The following is a 17,641-nucleotide window of genomic DNA, read 5'->3' as shown; positions in this document are numbered from 1 at the left end:
CGATGCCGCCTGTGGTGAAGGAGGCCGCGAGGACGGTCGACGCGGCGAGCCGGGCGATCGGCTCCTACCCGTTCGGTGCGATGTCGTGGGGACGGATGGGCACGCGGGACAGCGGCAGGCCGGTGGCGGCCCGTACGGCGGCGGCCACGGCCGGGGTGGAGGAGAGAGTGGGGGGCTCGCCCGCGCCGCGCAGGCCGTAGGGGGAGTGCGGGTCGGGGTTCTCCAGGATCGACACCTTCATGGGAGGCATGTCGAGGATGGTGGGGATCAGATAGTCGGTGAAGGACGGGTTGAGCACCTTTCCGTCGCGCACCTGGATCTCCTCCATCAGCGCCAGTCCCAGTCCCTGGGCGGAGCCGCCGTGGATCTGGCCCTCCAGGGCGAGCGGGTTCATGATCCTGCCCACGTCCTGGACGGCCGTCAGCTCCACCACCTTGATCAGGCCGAGCTCCACGTCCACGTCCACGACCGCGCGGTGCACGCACAGGGCGAGCTGGGTGTGGGAGTCGCCCTGACCGGTGACCGGATCCATCGGGAAGGTGCGCCGGTGACGGTACTCCCGGGTCTCCTCGACCGCGCCGGCCCGCTCCAGGGCCTGGACCAGTGACGACCCGTCGGCCCTCAGCTCGTCCAGGCGCTTCCGCACGGCCTCGCAGGCGGTCTTGACCGCACCGCCGGTGACGTACGACTGGCGGGAGGCCGACGAGGACCCGGCCGAGCCCACCGTCGTGTCGGCCTTCGCGACCGTCACCCTGTCGATGCCGAGCTCCGTCCTGGCGATCTGCGCCTGGACCATCAGCAGGCCCTGGCCCACCTCGGCCGCCGCCGTGTGCACCAGGACGTGCGGCTCGCCGCCGAGCAGCTCCACCCTGACCCTGGCGGTGGAGTAGTCGTCGAAGCCCTCGGAGAAGCAGATGTTCTTGATACCGACGCCGTACCCGACGCCCCGCCGTACGCCCTCGCCGTGGGTGGTCTGTGAGACGCCGCCCGGCATGTCCAGCAGGCCGGGGTCGTCGGCGACGGCGGGCAGCGGCATCGCGGCGAGCTCGCGGAGCATGTCGGCCAGCGGGGCGGGGGAGTCGATCACCTGCCCGGTGGCCAGCGTCGAGCCCTGGGAGACGGCGTTGCGGACGCGGACCTCGACCGGGGAGATCCCGCAGGCCTCGGCCAGCCTGTCCATCTGCGACTCGTAGGCGTAACAGGCCTGCACCGCGCCGAAGCCGCGCATGGCGCCACAGGGCGGGTTGTTGCTGTAGACGCCGTAGGCGTCGATCCAGACGTTGCCCACCTCGTACGGTCCCACCCCCAGCGAGGCGGCGTTGCCGACGACGGCGGGGGAGGAGGAGCAGTAGGCGCCGCCGTCGAGCAGGATCTCCGCCCTGACGTAGAGCAGCCTGCCCTCGCGGGTCGCGCCGTGCTCGTAGCGCATCCAGGCCGGGTGCCGGTGAACGTGACCGAAGAACGACTCCTCGCGGTTGTAGACGATCTTCACGGGGCGGCCCGTGCGCAGCGCCAGCATGCACGCGTGCACCTGCATGGACAGGTCCTCACGAGCCCCGAACGCGCCGCCCACCCCGGCCAGCGACAGCCGTACCTTCTCCTGGGGGAGCCCGAGGCACGGCGCGATCTGGTCGCGGTCGACGTGCAGCCACTGGGTGGCGACGAACAGGTCGACCCCGCCGTCCTCCGCCGGTACGGCCAGGCCGGACTCGGGGCCGAGGAAGGCCTGGTCCTGCATGCCGACCTCGTACTCCCCGGTGACGACCACGGGGGCCTCGAAGTCGGAGCCGACCCGGACCGGCTGGTGGCGCAGCACGTTGCCGTGGTCGTGGACCTTCGGGTAGGAGGGGTCGAAGGCGGCCCTGCGGGGATCCGTGACGGCCTCGCGGAGCTCGTACTCCACGACGATCGCCTCGGCCGCGCGCCTGGCGCGCTCGGGGTGGTCGGCGGCCACCAGTGCGACCGGTTCGCCCTGGTAGCGGACCTGGTCGACGGCCAGCACCGGCTGATCCCTGTGCTCCAGCCCGTAGAACTTCTCGCCGGGCACGTCCTCGTGGGTGAGCACCGCGAACACGCCGGGCATGGCGAGCGCGGGGCCGATGTCGATGGAACGGATCCACGCGGAGGGGTGCGGGCTGCGCAGGGTCACGCCCCAGATCATGTCCGCGAGATACAGGTCGGAGGAGTAGGCGAACTCGCCCGTCACCTTCAGGGTTCCGTCGGGGCGCGGAACGCTCTCGCCGACGCCCTGGCGCTGCCGGGTCAGGTCGTCCCGGCTCTGCCGGGTCTCGATGTCGCTCACCACAGCAGTACATCAGCAGGGCCGGACACCGGACAGGGCAGACACGACGAAACGAGGTCCGGGGCCGTTGGCGATTCTTGTGGCTTCACCCGATCATCGAGGAACCCGGATGACGGCCGGCCGACCCGCTTCCGGCTCTCAGGGGGCCCCGGCCCCGTTCAGAACCGTGATCGGCCGGCCGTAGGCGGCCAGAACGGCTTCCTCCTCCGCGAGCCTGCCCTTCAGTTCTTCGGTGCCCATCGCCCGGGCGGTCGCGACGGAACGCGTCAGGTAGGTCGCGGCCTTGTCGAGTTCGCCCAGGAGGCGGCAGGATCGGGCGAGGCCGAGGAGCATGTAGGGTTCGGCGATGCTCAGCTTCGCGGTGTGCGCGCAGGCCAGGGCGGTCTCGTAGCAGGTCCTGGCCGACGCGGGATCCCCGAGGTCGAGATGGATGTCGCCGAGCTTCTCGTGCACGGCCGTCTCCTGATAGAGGTTGCCGTCCTTGCGGGTCTGGATCAGCGTGTCGCCCAGCACCTTCAGCGCCTGATCGAACTGCCGTAGTTTGTGGCGAGCAGCACCGATTACGGTAGCGGCGTAGTGTTCGCCCGGTTTGTGGCCAATCGTCTTAGCGACTCTCCGCTGAGCCTCGGCGTAGCCGATCGCCTCCTCGTAGCGCCCCAGGACGAGATGGATCTCACCGAGGCTGCCCAGGGCGATCTGCTCGCCGTGCGGGTCGGACAGCTCGCGGAAAAGGGCCAGCTGCTCATGGACATGGGCCAGGGCCTCGTCGCGGTGATCGGTCACGCTGAGGGCCACGCTCATGTAGCCGTGCGCGTACGCTTGGACGTTGCGATCGCCCAGCCGCTGTCCGACTTCGAGGACCCGCCGGTTGATCGTGAGAAGGCGCGAGGGCAGACCGGAGCGCTGGAGGTGCCAGAAGAGCGAGAGGGCGAGGGAGACTCCGAGACGGGCGGTCCGCTCCTCGGGGGCGGCCATCGCCTGGAAGGCGGCGGACAGGAGGTTGGCCAGCTCCTGCTCCAGCCACTCGCGAGCCTCCTCCCCGGAGGCGAGCGGGAAGGGGCCCGCGCTGAGGTCGGCCTTCGTCGGCGCCGTGCGCTGGTAGCCGGAGAGTTTCACCGCCAGGCGCGTGGTCGCGACGTACGAACTCAGCGCCCGGTCCAGCATGGCGCCGCGGGCCTCCCGCGTCTGCTGCCGTACGGCCTGCTCGCCGGCGAACAGCCGGATCAGGTCGTGCAGCCGGTACCTCCCGGTCTCGTCTCCTTCGGCGAGGTGGCCGTCGACCAGCCGTTCCATGGCGCGTTCGGCCAGGTCGGCGGGCACGTCCAGGAGGGCGCCGACGACAGGTGAGGTCACGTCGGGCACCTGAAGCACACCGAGCGCGCACAGCGCGCGGGCGGCGATCCGGTCGAGGGGGTGGGCGCCGCCGAGGAACAGGTCGTAACTGACCGCCAGGCTGGAGCCGACCGCGAGATCGCCCGCCTCCAGCTCGTGCAGCCGTCTCCGTTCGTCCTCCAGCCGTTCCACCAGATCGGCCACCTCCCACCGCGGCCGGTTCGCCAGCCTGGATCCCGCGATCCCCACGGCCAGCGGCAGGTTTCCGCAGAGGTCGACCAGACGTGCCGTCGCCCGGGCGTTCCTGGCGACCCGCTCGGCGCCCGCCAGCCGCGCGAGCATGGTGGCCGCCTCCGCCTGGCTCATCCTGTTGATCTGCACGTGGGCGCAGTCGTCGACGAGGGCGAAGGTCTGCCGGCTGGTCACCAGGATCGTGCTCCCCTTCGGCACGGAGAGCAGCGGACGGACCTGGGCCAGGTCGACGACGTCGTCGAGCACGATGAGGACGTCCCTGCCGTCGAGCAGGCTGCGCCAGAGGGCCGCGGCCTCGTCGACGTCGGTGGGAACGGCGTGCGGGGCGACCCCCAGGGCCCGCAGGAACCTGCCGAGCACCTCCAGGGGCTCCAGCCGCCGGATGCCCGGGGTCGCCCCGTGCAGATTGGCGTAGAGCTGCCCGCCCCGAAAGCGGTCGCGGACCAGGTGCGCGGTTCGGGTGGCCAGGGTCGACTTGCCCGATCCCGGCGGTCCGGTGATGGCGACGACATGCTGGGGCAGGCCGTCGTCCGACGGGGAGAGCAACGACCTCAGCGTCACCAGCTCCTCCGCGCGCCCCACGAAGCCGGCGGGGTCACGCGGCAGCTGGCGGGGTATCGGATCATGCGGGGCGGCTTCGACGAGATGGATCGACTTCGCCGGAAGCCTCAGATCGAAGACGCTGCCGGAGGCGAGCATCCGCTGGTGGAGATCCTGGATCGGCCGGCAGGGCTCCAGGCCGGTCCTCTCCGCGACGACCCTTCTGAACCGTTGGTAGGCGCGCAGGGCGGCGGTCCGGTCTCCCGCCCCGTACAGGCTGAGCATGAGCTGTGCCCACAGCCGCTCATGCGTCGGATTGGCGAGGGCCGCGGGGCGCAGGCCGGACGCCGCCTCGGCGTATCTGCCCAGACCGATCCGTACCTCCGAGAGCTCCTCCAGGCAGGCGAGACGTTCTTCGGAGAGGTGAGCCGCCGCGTCGTCCAGAGGCCGGCTTCCTCGGGAGTCGAGGAGGGCCTCACCGCGCCACAGGCCGAGGGCCCGCTCGAAGTGGCGGTAGGCGGTCTCCGGGTCGCGTTCGCGGGAGGCCTGCCTTCCTCGCCGGACGTGGTCACGGAAGGTGAGCAGGTCGAGATCCTCCGGCCCCGGGGCGATGAGGTAGCCGTTCGCCCGGGTCTCGATCGGAGCCGACCGCAGATCATCGGGGGAGAGGAGCTTGCGGAGGGCGTGCACGTAGGTTTTGACGTTCCGCTCGGCGGAGGGCGGGGGGTCGTCGCACCACAGCGACCCCACCAGATGCTCGACGGAGGTCGGGGTACCGGCCCGCAGAAGGAGCGTCGCCAGTAGCTGACGGTGTTTGAGACGAGGGATGGGAATGGTGTTGTTCCCGGCGTCGCGAACCGTCAGGCTACCGAGCAGTAGAAATATCACGGGCGAATCCCAATGCTCGCGGCCTCGGTCCGTCTCGCATGCTGTGGAACGAGCTTTGTGGGGGTGGTCATACCTGATCGTCGTCTCAAGTCTTTTTTCAGGGATTTATTCACTTGTAATGTATCAAGAGTGTATTGGTCGCTCTTCATTCGGTTCGGGGGCGCCTCTTCCGGCTGCCGCGGCGGGAAATCGAGGCGGCGCCGAACCGGTCCGGGCGGTCCGGCGGCGTCGCCGAGGGGTCCCGGGCCGGGCCCCGTGCCCGGCCGCCGGGGGAACGACGAGGCCCGCCGTCTCCGGCCCCGCCGGCTTCCCGGACGCTCCTTCGGCCCCTGTTCAGACGGGGGAGGACGTGTCGAGGTGAAGCGCGGGGGCACCACTCGCCGGCGAACCCGGGTGTGCCGTTCGCTCCGTGGCCGAATCGTCCGTGGCGTGGTCGGCGCACCTCGTCCGGCGCCCGGTTCGAAATCCCCGGATCGGGTCTTGAAGAAAGGCATGGATCGCGACTTCGTCATCGGATCACCGCGTATATCGAGTAAGCGCGTTAACCGAGAACCATCTTGCCCTTGCGATTGGCATTAAAGTATGGTTTTCTCAAAACGCATTCGGTGCTGAACCGGCCGGTAATGTGCTTCAGGGGTGGTCTGCATTACCCCGAATGAGGCGAACGCGCTTGCCGGAGAAGCGCCGGCGCGTTTCTCGACCACAAGTGGCTGAGAAACGCGCCGAACAACCTCAGATTCAAGATCGGTTCGTTCTGGTGATCACGTGTGGTCGGGGACGAGATGGGGCGATCCCTGACCATGATCTACTTCACGTGCCGTAGCGGCGACGTCGGCGTCCGCCGGTGGAGAGGCTCACCGGACGGTGGTCCTCCATCGTGCCGAACCAGTCGATACGCCTTTACGCGCCGAAGGAGCGGGTGAGTCGGATCCTCAGGTGACCGGGGCTGCCCCAGCCCAGGTCATGCGGAGTCGGGGCCGTTCCAGCCACCCAGACTGGACACGACGTCGGGGCCGTTCCAGCCGCCCGCGAAGTCGGGGCCGTTCCAGCCGAGGGTGGACGCGGAGTCGGGGCCGTTCCAGCCGCCCGCGCTGAGACCCGCTTCGTGCAAAGAATACTTGGTGGCGGACAGCGGAGGGGCAGACGAATCAGCGCTGGCAGTCGTAGCATTGCCGGTGACGGCCAAAGCAGCCGCAAACAGAGTGGCGAGGGCAGACAAGGTAAGGCGTCGGCGCACGGGGAAGACTCCTGTCGTAGGTTCTGCTGCTCAACGATATCTTTCAAGGGGCAACGTGACTGGTCAAGACTTGGTCGGGCAGCGCATCAAGACCGTTCGTCGGCAACGCGGGCTTTCCCAGGCGCAACTCGCCCACCCAGAACTGTCAGACAGCTACGTTTCCTTGATTGAAAGTGGCAAGCGTACTCCGACGCCCGCGGTTTTGGAGCTTCTGGCGGTCAAGCTCGACTGTTCGCTCACCTATCTCATCAACGGCGTGACGGCCGAGCAGATGCAGGAGATCGAGCGTGCCCTGAGCTACGCGCAGCTGGTCATGGACAACGGCGATGTGGCCGAGGCGCGCACGCGCTACGCGGAGCTTCTCGCCGACAGCGGTCTCGCGGGGTTGCCCCAGCTCAAGCAGGACGCCGAGTACGGCCTGGCCCTGGCGACCGAGGCCTGTGGAGATCTGGACGAGGCGATCGCCCTGCTCGACAGGCTGCGCCGGGACGAGTCGGCGCCGGTGGCCTCCGAGCGCGGTGTCGCCGTCGCCGTGGCGCTCTCGCGGTGTTACCGCGAGAAGGGGAACCTCACCGAGGCGGTGAAGGTCGCCGAGCGGATCCTGGGTCAGGCGGTGCGACCGGCCTGGACCGAGAGCCTGATCAGACTGGGCAGCCAGCTCACCATGGCCTACATCGACCGGGGAGACCTGCTCCGGGCCCGTCAGTTCTCCGCGGAGGTGCTCGCGGGCGCCGAGATCCTCGGCACGCCGCTCTCGCTCACCCTGGCGCATTGGGGCACGGCGATCGTCGCCGTCGAGAGCGGGCGTGGCGAGGAGGCGGTCACCCAGGTCGAGCGGGCCTTCGCCATCCAGTCCGAGTACGGGGATCCCCGCCGGCTGGCGCGGCTTCGCGGCGACTACGCGCAGGTCCTGCTGAGGGTGCGGCCCATGGAGGCCGGCGCCTGGCGCGACGTGCTGCTCAAGGTGGACGCCGAGCTGGCCGAGAGCTCGGCCAACCCGATGGACAAGATGCGCTGCGCGATGAATCTCGCCCGGGTGGAGTTGCTGCTCGACAAGTCCGAACAGGCCGGAGAGCACATGAAGGGGGTCTGCGACATGCTCGACGGAATGCCGCAGGCCATGCAGGCGGAGGCCCGGATCCTGTACGGACAGACTCTCGCGGAGCTGGGCAGGCAGCAGGAGGCCTCGGACGAGCTGCTCGCGGGAGCGGAGTGCCTGGCGCAGTCCCCGATCACCCGCTACACCGCCCACACATGGCTGACCGCCGCGCAGGTCCTGGACAGGATCGACGAGCCGGACCGCAGCGTCGACGCCTACAAACGCGCGCTGGCCTGTGTCGGACTGTAGATCGGGGACGGGGGAGTAGAGACCGGGTGAGGGCGTCGGTAGCCTTGTGGATGTCATGAAGACTTCCCCTGTCGCGGTCGCCCTCGCGCTCCTCGCCACCTTCGTCCTCGGTACGGCCTTCGCCGCGCCCGCCCTCGCCCACGACGCGCTCAAGAGCAGCGATCCCGCGAAGGGCGCCAAGGTCGAGAGCCTGAAGGAGGTGCGGCTGACGTTCAGCGCCGGCACGCGCTTCCCGAACGTCGTCGTGCGCGCCTCGGACGGCGGCGTCCACCAGGACGGCAAACCCGTCGTCGACGGCCCGGTGGTCACCCAGAAGGTCAAGGACGACCTCCCGCCGGGCGAATACGTCATCGCCTATCGGGTGGTCTCCTCCGACGGCCACCCGATCGAAGGGGAGATCCCCTTCACCCTGGTCGGTTCATCGGAGCCCTCAGCCTCAGCCTCCGCCTCGGGGGAGGCGTCGCCGTCCGCCGCGGAAAGCGCCCCCACCTCCCCGGCGCCCGCGGACGGCACGGCCACCGTCACGGCCGAACCGGCTCTCGCGGCCGACGACGTGGCCGAGCCCGCCTCATCGGGCGGCGTGCCCGGCTGGATGTGGCTCGTCGTCGGCGGCCTGGCAGGCGTCGGCATCGGTATGTTCCTCAGCATGCGGAAAAAGAAGCAGCCGTGAACAAACCAGGGCAGGCCGTACAGGCCGAGCAGGTGAAAAGCGGCCGGACCGTGAAGCTCGCGCTGGCGGGCGCGGGGGCCGCCGTCGTCGCCCTGGTGATCGCCATGATCGCCAGTGGCGCCGCGACCCCGCGCATCATCCCCGGCCTGCCCGACCAGGGCGCGTTCACCCGCTGGGGGCTGCCGCTGGCCAAGCTGACGATGGACGCCGCGGGCGTGCTCACCGTCGGCACGTTGCTGGCCGCCACGATCTTCCTGCCCAGCGACAAGGGTCTGCTGGGCAAGACCGCGCTCTCCTACGTCAGGGCGGCCTCCTGGATCGCGCTCGTCTGGGCCTGCGCGGCGGCCGCCACGATGGTGTTCAGCCTGTCCGAGGCACTGGGCCTGCCCATCACCGACGTGCTCGGCGGCAACGAGCTCACCAGCTTCGCCAGCCAGGTCTCCCAGGGCATCGCGCTCACCCTGGTCGTGCTGTTCACGGTGGCGATCGCGCTGTTCGCCCGCGGGGCGATCACGGTGGGCACGGCGGGCGGGCTGCTGGTGCTCGCGCTGGCCACCCTGCTTCCTCCCGCGCTGACCGGGCACTCCGCCTCCTCGCCCAACCACGACCTGGCCACCACCGGTGTCGCCGTGCACCTGCTGGTGCTCGCGCTCTGGGTGGGCGGGCTCGCCGTGCTCTGCGCGCACGCGCTGCGCAGGCAGCCGCAACTGGAGATCGCCGCCACCCGGTTCTCCGCGCTGGCGCTGTGGTGCTTCATCGGTGTGGGTCTGTCGGGTGGGTTCAGCATCCTCGCCAGGCTCACCTCGATCTCCGAGCTCTACACCTCCGCGTACGGCCTGCTGCTGCTGGCCAAGACCGCCGCGTTCGTGATCCTCGGCCTCATCGGCTGGTGGCATCGGAAGCGGACCCTGCCCCTGCTCGCCGCCGGCAACCAGGGCACGTTCGTCCGGTTCGCCTCCGGCGAGCTCATCGTCATGTTCGTGGCCGTCGGGCTGGCCGTCGCGCTCTCCCGCACCGCTCCGCCCCCGCCGATCCTGCCGGTCGACCAGGCCTTCGACCTGCTCGGCTACCTCATGCCGCCGGAGATCTCGCTGGCCAACCTGGCCTCGCTGTGGTGGTTCGACCTGTTCTCCGCGACCCTGATCGCGCTACTCGGCGGCCTCTACCTCGCCGGGGTCGTACGGCTCACCCGGCGCGGCGACTCCTGGCCCAAGGGCCGCACCGCCGCGTGGTTCGTCGGCATCCTGATCCTGATCATCGCCACCCAGAGCGGCGTCGCCCGCTACGCCAAGGTGCTGTTCAGCGCGCACATGGCCGAGCACATGACGCTGTCCATGCTGGTGCCGATCTTCCTGGTGCTCGGCGCCCCGGTCACCCTGGCGCTGCGCGCGCTCAAGCCCGCCGTCCGCAGAGGCGACCGCGGCCCGCGCGAGTGGCTGACCACGATCCTGCACAGCAGGTTCCTCCGCGTCATCGGTCACCCCGCGATCGCCACCACGATCTTCATCGTCTCCACCTACGCGCTGTACTTCACCCCGCTGTTCCCCGCCGCGATGGAAGAGCACCTCGGCCACATCGTCATGACGATGCACTTCCTGCTCAGCGGCTGCCTGTTCTTCTGGGTGATCATCGGAGTGGACCCGGCTCCCTACAAGTTGCCGCACGTGGGCCGGTTGATCCTGCTGTTCGTCACGATGCCGTTCCACGCCTTCTTCGGCCTCGCGCTGATGAGCATGGGCACCGTGCTGGCCAGCGAGTGGTACGACCAGCTCGGCCGGACCTGGGGTGTCTCCGGGGTTCACGACCAGCAGACCGGCGGCGCCATCGCCTGGGGCTTCGGGGAGGTTCCGACGCTGATCGTGCTCATCGCGCTGACCTTCCAGTGGTGGCGGGACGACGAGCGCCAGGCCCGCCGCGCCGACCGCCGGGCCGACGCCATCGCGGCCCGCACGGGCGGCACCGGTGACGCGAAGCTCGACGCCTACAACGACTACCTGGCCAAACTCAGCAAACGAGACAGCGAGCAATAGCCGGACGGTTACGGCCACCTGTCTTCGAGCCCCGCGGCGGGTGCGTCCAGGTGGCCCAACACAGGCACCTCCAGTAGCCTGACAAAAGGGGACATGGGCTCACCGCGGTGGACGGCGCCTCGTATGTCGCGTGCCACGCCCAATCACATGTCCGGTCGGGGGACCGGTGAATTTCATGTGTATGAGGAAAGGTGGGCAGTGTCCGAAGAACTGCGCTTACACGAGGGACGAAGCCGGAGTCTCGCCCAGGCTCTGGAGGAACATCTCGCCGAATGGGCCGAGCGCACCGAGATCGCCGTCGAGATATGGGCGCTGCCCGCGCACGACGTGCCTCCCAGCACGGCCAGGGCCGTCCTCGCCACGCTGGGTGAGGCGCTCGCCAACGTCGAGTCGCACAGCGGGGCCCGCGTCGTCTCGGTCGCCGTCACCCTGGGGCCCAGCGGTCTGCGCATGACGGTGAGCGACAACGGCGTCGGCTTCATCGGTCCGCTCACGGGCCGGGGCGTCACCGCGATGCGGACCCACTTCGACCAGGTCGGGGGCACGCTCAGCATCAACGGCGTCCTCGGTGAGGGCACCACCGTCAGCGGGGCGGTGCCCCATCGGAGCTAGGCGGGGGTAGGGGCTTTCTTTCCGGCCCTGCTCCCGTACACGACGCCGGCCGGGTCTTCCACGACGGGGGCGAGGCCGTCCGTCGAGGCGACCCGGTCGGGGGCCGGGTTCAGGGCAGGGTCAGGACCTCGTGGCCGGTCTCGGTGACCAGGATGGTGTGCTCGAACTGCGCGGTCCGCCTGCGGTCCTTGGTCACGGCGGTCCAGCCGTCCGGCCAGATGTCGTAGTCGATGGTGCCGAGCGTCAGCATGGGCTCGATGGTGAACGTCATGCCCGGCTCGAGCGTGACCGCCAGCGACGGATCGTCATAGTGCGGGACGATCAGACCGGAGTGGAACGTGGTGCCGATGCCGTGGCCGGTGAAGTCGCGGACCACGCCGTAGCCGAATCGCTTGGCGTAGGCCTCGATGACGCGTCCGGCCACGTTGAGCTGGCGGCCGGGGGCGATGGCCTTGATGGCCCGGTTGGTGGCCTCGCGGGTGCGCTCGACCAGCAGGCGGGACTCCTCGTCCACCTCGCCGACCAGGAAGGTGGCGTCGGTGTCGCCGTGCACGCCGCCGATGAAGGCGGTGATGTCGATGTTGACGATGTCGCCCTCGCGCAGCACGGTGTCGTCGGGGATGCCGTGGCAGATCACCTCGTTGATCGAGGTGCACAGCGACTTGGGATACCCCCGGTAGCCCAGCGTGCTGGGATAGGCGTCGTGGTCGCAGAGGAACTCGTGGCCGATCCGGTCGAGCTCGTCGGTGGTGACGCCGGGCTCCACGCGCTTGCCGACCTCTTCGAGCGCCTGAGCCGCCAGCCTGCCCGCGATCCGCATGCGCTCGATGATCTCTGGGGTCTTGACGTCGGGCTCTCCGGTCTTCGGAGATTTCTTCCCGACATACTCCGGCCGCTCGATGTGGGCGGGAACCTTGCGCAGGGGCGAGATTCGCCCGGGCTGGAGCAGTGTCGTCATGGTTCCCCAGTCTAGTTGCGCTTCTCACTGGGCAGGATTGCCGCATGAGTGATCGATGGTGGTTCTGCCTGAAGCACATGGCGGTCGAGCCCGACGAGGGCTGCCCGAACAAGGACCGGATGGGCCCCTACGAGACTCGGGAGGCCGCGGCCAACGCGCTGAAGACCGCGGCCGATCGTAACCAGGACTGGAAGAGGGAAGACCAAGACTGGGACGGTGACGACTAGACGGTGACGAGTGGACGGTGACGGGTGAGGGCCGCGCCTAACCGTCGACGACGGCGTAGGCGCGGACCGGGAAGGTCCCCAGGCCCGCCACCATCGGCGGGGTCGCGTGGAAGCGGAAACCGGTGTCGGGCAACGCGGCCAGGCCGGTCATGTGCTCCACGATCGGGATGCCCGCGCCGAGCAGGAGCGTGTGCGCGGGCCGCTCGCCGCGAGGCGGGGTGTCGTCGATGTTCAGGGTGTCGATCCCGACGAGCGCGGCCCCCTGTTCCACGAGCCACAGGGCAGCCTCGGGTTCGAGGTAGGGATGGCCGTGGAAGTAGTCCTCGGTGCCGAAGTGCCGGTCCCAGCCGGTGTGGACGAGCACCGCCCTCCCCCGTACGTCGCCTCCCTCGAACAGTTCCCGGCCCACCGAGCGCAGTCCCTCGGCCCGCACGACCAGACCGGGGAGATCGGCGATCGCCTCCAGCGGCACCCCCGACAGGTCGGGTCCCTCCGGGTAGCGGTGATACGGGGTGTCCAGGTAGGTGCCGGTGTTGGCGACCAGTTCGATGCTGCCGATGTGGAACTCGGTGCCCGGGGCGTAGACCTCGCGCGAGGCCTCCCGGCTCAGGTGCACGCCGAGCCGGGGGCCGGGCACCCCCGGATAGGTGCGCATGCCTTCGGTGATGCGGTGGCTCAGTTCGATCAGCCGGGTCATGGGACGCTCACCGTCTTCTTTCTGGATCGGGCCGCCACCATCCTGGTGACGGCCACGACGCCGACGACGCCCCAGACGACATTGAGGATCGTCGAGGGCCAGGCGGAGTGGTAGGCCGAGTTGACCATCAGGGCGATCGACCCGGCGAGATTGATCGCCTGGTACGGCACGCCGTCCCCGGCCATGCGGGACGTGGTCACCATGACGTAGCCGTACAGCATGATCCCGGCTCCGATCCAGCCGAGGAGATCGACGAAGAGGGACACCGGCGTCACGCGCCGGTGGAGATGGGGCTCATGTCCTCATGGTTTCTCCTCCCTTCACTGAAGGGCAAATTAAGTTTCCTTAATTCCGACGTAAGCTGAGCTATATGGATATTGATCCCCGGCGACTGCGGATCCTTCACGAGGTCGCCCGGCGCGGTGGCGTCATGCGTGCGGCCGAGGCCCTCCACCTGACGGCTTCGGCGGTTTCCCAGCAGCTCATGCTGCTGGAGCGGGAGGTCGGGCTCGCACTCGTCGACCGGTCGCAGCGCAGGGTCTCCCTCACCCCCGCGGGCGGCGTCCTCGCCGGCTACGCCGAGCGGATCGAGGAGGAGCTGGCCGAGGCCCGGAGAGAGCTGATCCATTTCACCGAGCGCCTGGCCGGTCCGGTGACGATCGCGGCCTTCCCCACGGTCATCCGGCACCTGCTGGTGCCCGCCCTGGGCGTCCTGGCCGAGCACCATCCCCAGATCACGCCGCGCATTCACGAGCTGTACGGCCCGCCCGCGCTCCAGGAGCTTCGGCTCGGCGGGGTGGACCTGGCGGTCACCGAGTGGGACGCCGACAAACCCTTCGCGCCCCAGCCGTCGATCGTCGCCCACCCCCTCCACGTGGACGAGTACCGCATCGTGGCGCCCCCGGACTGGAAGAGAATTCCACGCGGGCTCGCGGATCTGGGAGAGGTGCCCTGGGTGGCGGGCCCGCCCGACCAGGCCTGCGGGCACGCGCTTGAGCGGCTCGCCGCCGCGGGCGGCTTCACCCCGCGCCGGGTTCACGTGATCGAGGAGTTTCCCCCCACGCTCGCTCTGGTCGCGGCGGGGCACGGGGTGGCGATCGTGCCGTCGATGGCGTTGCTGGAGGTCCCGGTCGGCGAGGTGGTGGTCACCGGCATCCCCGACGTGGGCTCCCGCCGGCTGGACGCCGTGACGCGGCTCAGCCGTACCCGCTCGGGAGAGCCCGACCCGGTGCAGGCCGTGGTCATCGCGGCGCTCAGGGAGGCGGCGGACGGCCTGGCGGCACGGCTGGACGAGCGTCGCGAGGCGCGTTAGCCCGCCGGTGGCCCGGTCGCCGGGCGCGGGCCGGTGTCTCCCGGCGGTCCGGTCGGCGGGTGCGGGCCGGTGTCTTCCGGTGGTCCGGTCGCCGGGCGCGGGACGGTGGGTGCCTCCCGTGGTCCGGTCGCCGGGCCGCGGGTGTCACGGGCCGGGCTAGTCGTCGAGGTGCGGACCGTTGACCCGCTCCAGCAGCCTCGCCAGCCGGTCGCGCAGCCCGGGACGCCGGTTGGTCACCTCGCCCGCCGCCGCGCTCACCAGGTGCTGGGCCCCGTCGAAGGAGAGCGGCGCGTGACCGGGGACCGTCAGCGCGTCGTGGGCCAGCCCCTCCAGCTCCCGGTCGCCGCCGTCCAGGGCCAGGATCGTCGCTCCGGTGCGCCGGGCGTCGCTCACCCGTTCGAGCAGCGCCTCCGGGGCCCGCTCCTCGGTCACCACGAACAGGGTCTCGCCCCGCCCGGCCCGCTCGATCCGCTCCAGCCCGACCCGCAGGTGCGCGGGCGCGCCGGGGGCGGGCGCCCAGCGGACCAGCGTCGGGGCGAGCTGCGGCAGGTCGGAGAGCCGGGCCTCGTCGCTGAGATGCGCGGTCAGATGCCAGGGCTCCTCCTCGGGAGTGCCGACCACCAGCAGGCCTCCGGGGGAACGCGTCGAACGGAGGGCGAGACCGAACTCACGGGTGCGCTCGATCCAGCCGGTCGAGGCCAGGATCTCGCGCAGAAGTGTCACAGCCCCAGCGTCCATGCGTACCATCGTGCCCCAGTCACCCCCTGATGGTCCCCATAATGCGGCCCTGACATGATCTGGACAGGCGATATGGTCGGTTGAGGCCCTGGGCACCGAGGACGACGAGGAGCAACGAGTGAGCACTGATATTCCGGACGTGAGCGGACTCTCGATCGGGATCCTGGGCGGTACCGGCGATCAGGGTAAGGGGCTGGCCCGGAGGTTCGCTCTCGCGGGCCACTCCGTGCTGATCGGATCGCGGAGCGCGGAGCGGGCACAGGAGGCGGCGGAGAGCGTCGGCGCGACGGTGAGCGGCGCGGACAACTCGACCGTGGCCGCCGAAGCCGACGTGGTGATCGTGGCGATCCCGTGGGAGGGGCACAGATCCACCCTGGAGTCCCTGCGGGCCGAGCTGTCCGGCAAGATCGTCGTCGACTGCGTCAACCCGCTCGGGTTCGACAAGCAGGGCGCCTTCGCGCTCCAGGTCGAGGAGGGCAGCGCCGCCCAGCAGGCGGCCGAGGTCCTGCCCGACAGCCGCGTGGTCGCCGCCTTCCACCATGTCTCGGCCGTCCTGCTGCTCGACCCGGAGGTCAAGGAGATCGACCTGGACGTGCTCGTCCTGGGCGACGACCGCGAAGCCACCGACACGGTCCAGGCGCTGGCGGGCCGGATCCCGGGCGTGCGCGGCGTGTACGGCGGGCGCCTTCGCAACGCCCACCAGATCGAGGGGCTGACCGCCAACCTCATCTCCATCAACCGCCGCTACAAGGCCCACGCCGGGTTGCGCGTCACCGACATCTGACATCGGCTAGATCCAGCCGGCGTCCTGGGCGATGCGGATGGCATCGATCTTGTTGCGGGCGCCGGTTTTGGTGATGGCGCCGGTCAGGTAGTTGCGCACGGTTCCGGTGGAGAGATGCAGCCGTCTGGAGATCTCCTCCGCCGGGGCGCCGCGCGCGGCCTCCTTGAGCACGGTGGCCTCGCGGAGCGTCAGCGGGCTCGCACCGTACTCGACGGCGGCGGCGACCAGTTCGGGATCCAGCACCCGCAGGCCCCGGGCGGTGCGCCGGATCGCGTCGGCCAGGCGGTCGCCGGGGGCGTCCTTGACCAGGAACGCCTCGATGCCGGAGTTCAGGGCCCGGCGCACCTGGCCGGGCTGGCCCATGGCGGTGAGCACCAGCACCCGGCAGCCGGGCAGCTTCTCGCGCAGTTCCACCGAGGCGGTGATGCCGTCGACCCCGGGCAGGTCGATGTCCAGCACCGCCACGTCCGGCCGGCTGCGCAGCGCCGCGGGGACGATCTCGTCGCCGCGGGTGACCTCGGCGACCACCTCGATGTCGGGCTCCAGCCTCAGCAGCGCGCTGAGCGCAGCCCTGATCATGTGCATGTCCTCGGCGAGCAGCACGCTGATCATGTGGGCACCTCCATCGTGAACCGGAATCCGTCGTCGCCGGTCCGCTCCGCGCTCACCGAGCCGCCCAGGCCGGCGGCCCGCTCCTTCAGGCCGGTCAGCCCGCCGCCGTCGGCGGAACGTTCCTGAGCGCCGTCGTTGACCAGCTCCAGCCGTACGGAGCCGGCCTGCGTGGAGGTGCTGATCGAGCAACTCGTCGCGCGGCTGTGCCGTACGACGTTGGTGGTTCCCTCGCGCACCGCCCAGGCCAGCGCCTCGTCGATGTGCCGAGGCACCTCCAGCCGGGCGAGATCGGTCCGGCAGCTCACCCCGGAGGCCTCCAGCAGGGCCGTCGCCCGGTGCACCTCGTCGGCCAGCGACATCTCCCGGTAGCCCCGCGCCACCTGCCGCACGTCCTGGGCGGCGTCCCTGGCCACATGGATCAGTTCGGCGAGCTCCCCCGCGGCCGCGGTGGGGTCGTGCCCCACCAGTTTGCGCGCGAGGTCGCCCTTGAGCGCGATGGCGGCCAGGTTGCTGCCCAGCCCGTCGTGCAGGTCCCGGGAGATCCGCAGTCGCTCCCGCAGCACCGCGGCCTCCGCCAGCTCCGTCCTGGCCTGCGCCAGATCGTCGCTGACGATCACCAGTCGCACCACCACGTAGATCACAAATCCGGTGACGAACAGGGTGCTGACGGCGTAGATGGCTTGTATCGGCGCGAACTCCGGTGCCACGGCGTTCCATGCGGCGGTGAAATGGACCCCCGCCATCGGGACCAGACAGCCGAGGGCGAGCGGCGGGCGCAGGCGCAGGAGCACCGAGCCGAGCAGAATGGACGGTATGCCCCACCAGTACCCTCCGAGCGGGCCGGGGAGGAGCATGATCGGGGCGTAGGCGGCGACCGCCTGGATCAGCAGCCCGAGAGTCGGGCCGCCGGGCTCGGCACCGCGCAGGGCGGCTCGGATGTGCAGGAAGTGGGGGACGAAGAAGCCGGGGAGCGCGACCGAGAGTACGGCGATCCCGGCGGGCCCGCCGTACTGGACGACCAGGATGACCGCGGAGATCGTGAAGCCCACGGAGAGCAGTGTGATCACGCCGATGGCCAGGCGCCGGGGGGTTATCCGCATGT

At 70.1% G+C, this 17,641-nt stretch carries 16 protein-coding genes; 7 read left to right on the top strand and 9 right to left on the bottom strand.

From position 1 onward, the window contains the following. Nucleotides 1–64: 64 nt before the first annotated feature. The 3 genes from J2853_RS22240 to J2853_RS22230 all read right to left on the bottom strand — a co-directional run bounded on the left by J2853_RS22240 (nt 65) and on the right by J2853_RS22230 (nt 6,425). Complete coding sequence (locus J2853_RS22240) at nt 65–2,302, bottom strand: xanthine dehydrogenase family protein molybdopterin-binding subunit (RefSeq protein WP_370879315.1); 2,238 nt, start codon at nt 2,300–2,302, stop codon at nt 65–67. A 138-nt stretch (nt 2,303–2,440) separates the two neighbouring features. Further along, complete coding sequence (locus J2853_RS22235) at nt 2,441–5,314, bottom strand: AfsR/SARP family transcriptional regulator (protein ID WP_307560924.1); 2,874 nt, start codon at nt 5,312–5,314, stop codon at nt 2,441–2,443. Nucleotides 5,315–6,275: 961 nt separating this feature from the next. Then, nucleotides 6,276–6,425 (bottom strand): hypothetical protein, encoded by a 150-nt coding sequence (locus tag J2853_RS22230; RefSeq protein ID WP_307560922.1) that lies wholly within the window; start codon nt 6,423–6,425, stop codon nt 6,276–6,278. Nucleotides 6,426–6,606: 181 nt separating this feature from the next. Here J2853_RS22230 and J2853_RS22225 point away from each other — a divergent pair, with 181 nt between their 5' ends. From J2853_RS22225 to J2853_RS22210, 4 genes are all read left to right on the top strand, one after another. Continuing rightward, nucleotides 6,607–7,899 (top strand): helix-turn-helix domain-containing protein, encoded by a 1,293-nt coding sequence (locus J2853_RS22225; RefSeq protein WP_307560920.1) that lies wholly within the window; start codon nt 6,607–6,609, stop codon nt 7,897–7,899. A 55-nt stretch (nt 7,900–7,954) separates the two neighbouring features. Continuing rightward, complete coding sequence (locus J2853_RS22220) at nt 7,955–8,569, top strand: copper resistance CopC family protein (protein WP_307560917.1); 615 nt, start codon at nt 7,955–7,957, stop codon at nt 8,567–8,569. After that, nucleotides 8,566–10,599, top strand: coding sequence for a bifunctional copper resistance protein CopD/cytochrome c oxidase assembly protein (locus J2853_RS22215; RefSeq protein WP_307560915.1), 2,034 nt, complete (start codon nt 8,566–8,568; stop codon nt 10,597–10,599). Before J2853_RS22220 ends, J2853_RS22215 begins: the two co-directional genes overlap by 4 nt. Before the next feature lie 198 nt (nt 10,600–10,797). After that, nucleotides 10,798–11,211 (top strand): sensor histidine kinase, encoded by a 414-nt coding sequence (locus J2853_RS22210; protein ID WP_307560913.1) that lies wholly within the window; start codon nt 10,798–10,800, stop codon nt 11,209–11,211. A gap of 109 nt (nt 11,212–11,320) precedes the next feature. Here J2853_RS22210 and map read toward each other — a convergent pair whose 3' ends face one another. After that, the gene (gene map, locus J2853_RS22205) at nt 11,321–12,169 is read right to left on the bottom strand and encodes a type I methionyl aminopeptidase (RefSeq protein WP_307560911.1); all 849 of its coding nucleotides are present in this window, start codon (nt 12,167–12,169) and stop codon (nt 11,321–11,323) included. A gap of 44 nt (nt 12,170–12,213) precedes the next feature. Between map and J2853_RS22200 the strand changes: the two genes are divergently transcribed. After that, on the top strand, nt 12,214–12,396 hold the full coding sequence (locus J2853_RS22200; protein WP_307560909.1) for a hypothetical protein: 183 nt from the start codon (nt 12,214–12,216) through the stop codon (nt 12,394–12,396). Nucleotides 12,397–12,433: 37 nt separating this feature from the next. On the opposite strand, the gene J2853_RS22195 is transcribed toward J2853_RS22200, so the two are convergent. Both J2853_RS22195 and J2853_RS22190 read right to left on the bottom strand, forming a co-directional pair. Next, nucleotides 12,434–13,093 (bottom strand): cyclase family protein, encoded by a 660-nt coding sequence (locus J2853_RS22195; protein WP_307560907.1) that lies wholly within the window; start codon nt 13,091–13,093, stop codon nt 12,434–12,436. After that, nucleotides 13,090–13,368: a CBU_0592 family membrane protein gene (locus J2853_RS22190; RefSeq protein ID WP_307560905.1), complete on the bottom strand. Its 279-nt coding sequence runs from the start codon at nt 13,366–13,368 to the stop codon at nt 13,090–13,092. Before J2853_RS22190 ends, J2853_RS22195 begins: the two co-directional genes overlap by 4 nt. A 95-nt stretch (nt 13,369–13,463) precedes the next feature. Here J2853_RS22190 and J2853_RS22185 point away from each other — a divergent pair, with 95 nt between their 5' ends. Then, nucleotides 13,464–14,405, top strand: a complete 942-nt coding sequence (locus J2853_RS22185; protein ID WP_307560903.1) for a LysR family transcriptional regulator — start codon at nt 13,464–13,466, stop codon at nt 14,403–14,405. Between the two features lie 156 nt (nt 14,406–14,561). On the opposite strand, the gene J2853_RS22180 is transcribed toward J2853_RS22185, so the two are convergent. Then, a complete protein-coding gene (locus J2853_RS22180; RefSeq protein WP_307560901.1) occupies nt 14,562–15,143 on the bottom strand; it encodes a hypothetical protein in 582 nt (193 codons plus the stop codon). Nucleotides 15,144–15,261: 118 nt separating this feature from the next. Here J2853_RS22180 and npdG point away from each other — a divergent pair, with 118 nt between their 5' ends. After that, entirely contained in the window at nt 15,262–15,927 is a 666-nt protein-coding gene (gene npdG, locus J2853_RS22175; protein WP_307560899.1) for an NADPH-dependent F420 reductase, read from the top strand. Nucleotides 15,928–15,933: 6 nt separating this feature from the next. On the opposite strand, the gene J2853_RS22170 is transcribed toward npdG, so the two are convergent. Both J2853_RS22170 and J2853_RS22165 read right to left on the bottom strand, forming a co-directional pair. Further along, the gene (locus tag J2853_RS22170) at nt 15,934–16,539 is read right to left on the bottom strand and encodes a response regulator transcription factor (RefSeq protein WP_307560897.1); all 606 of its coding nucleotides are present in this window, start codon (nt 16,537–16,539) and stop codon (nt 15,934–15,936) included. Continuing rightward, entirely contained in the window at nt 16,536–17,639 is a 1,104-nt protein-coding gene (locus J2853_RS22165) for a sensor histidine kinase (RefSeq protein WP_307560895.1), read from the bottom strand. The genes J2853_RS22170 and J2853_RS22165 overlap by 4 nt, the downstream gene beginning before the upstream one ends. Nucleotides 17,640–17,641: the final 2 nt, after the last annotated feature.

It is taken from the genome of Streptosporangium lutulentum, from assembly GCF_030811455.1.
Lineage (GTDB): Bacteria > Actinomycetota > Actinomycetes > Streptosporangiales > Streptosporangiaceae > Streptosporangium > Streptosporangium lutulentum.
The sequence above is the reverse complement of the archived record's forward strand: the minus strand, read 5'-3'. Positions and strand labels throughout refer to the sequence as shown.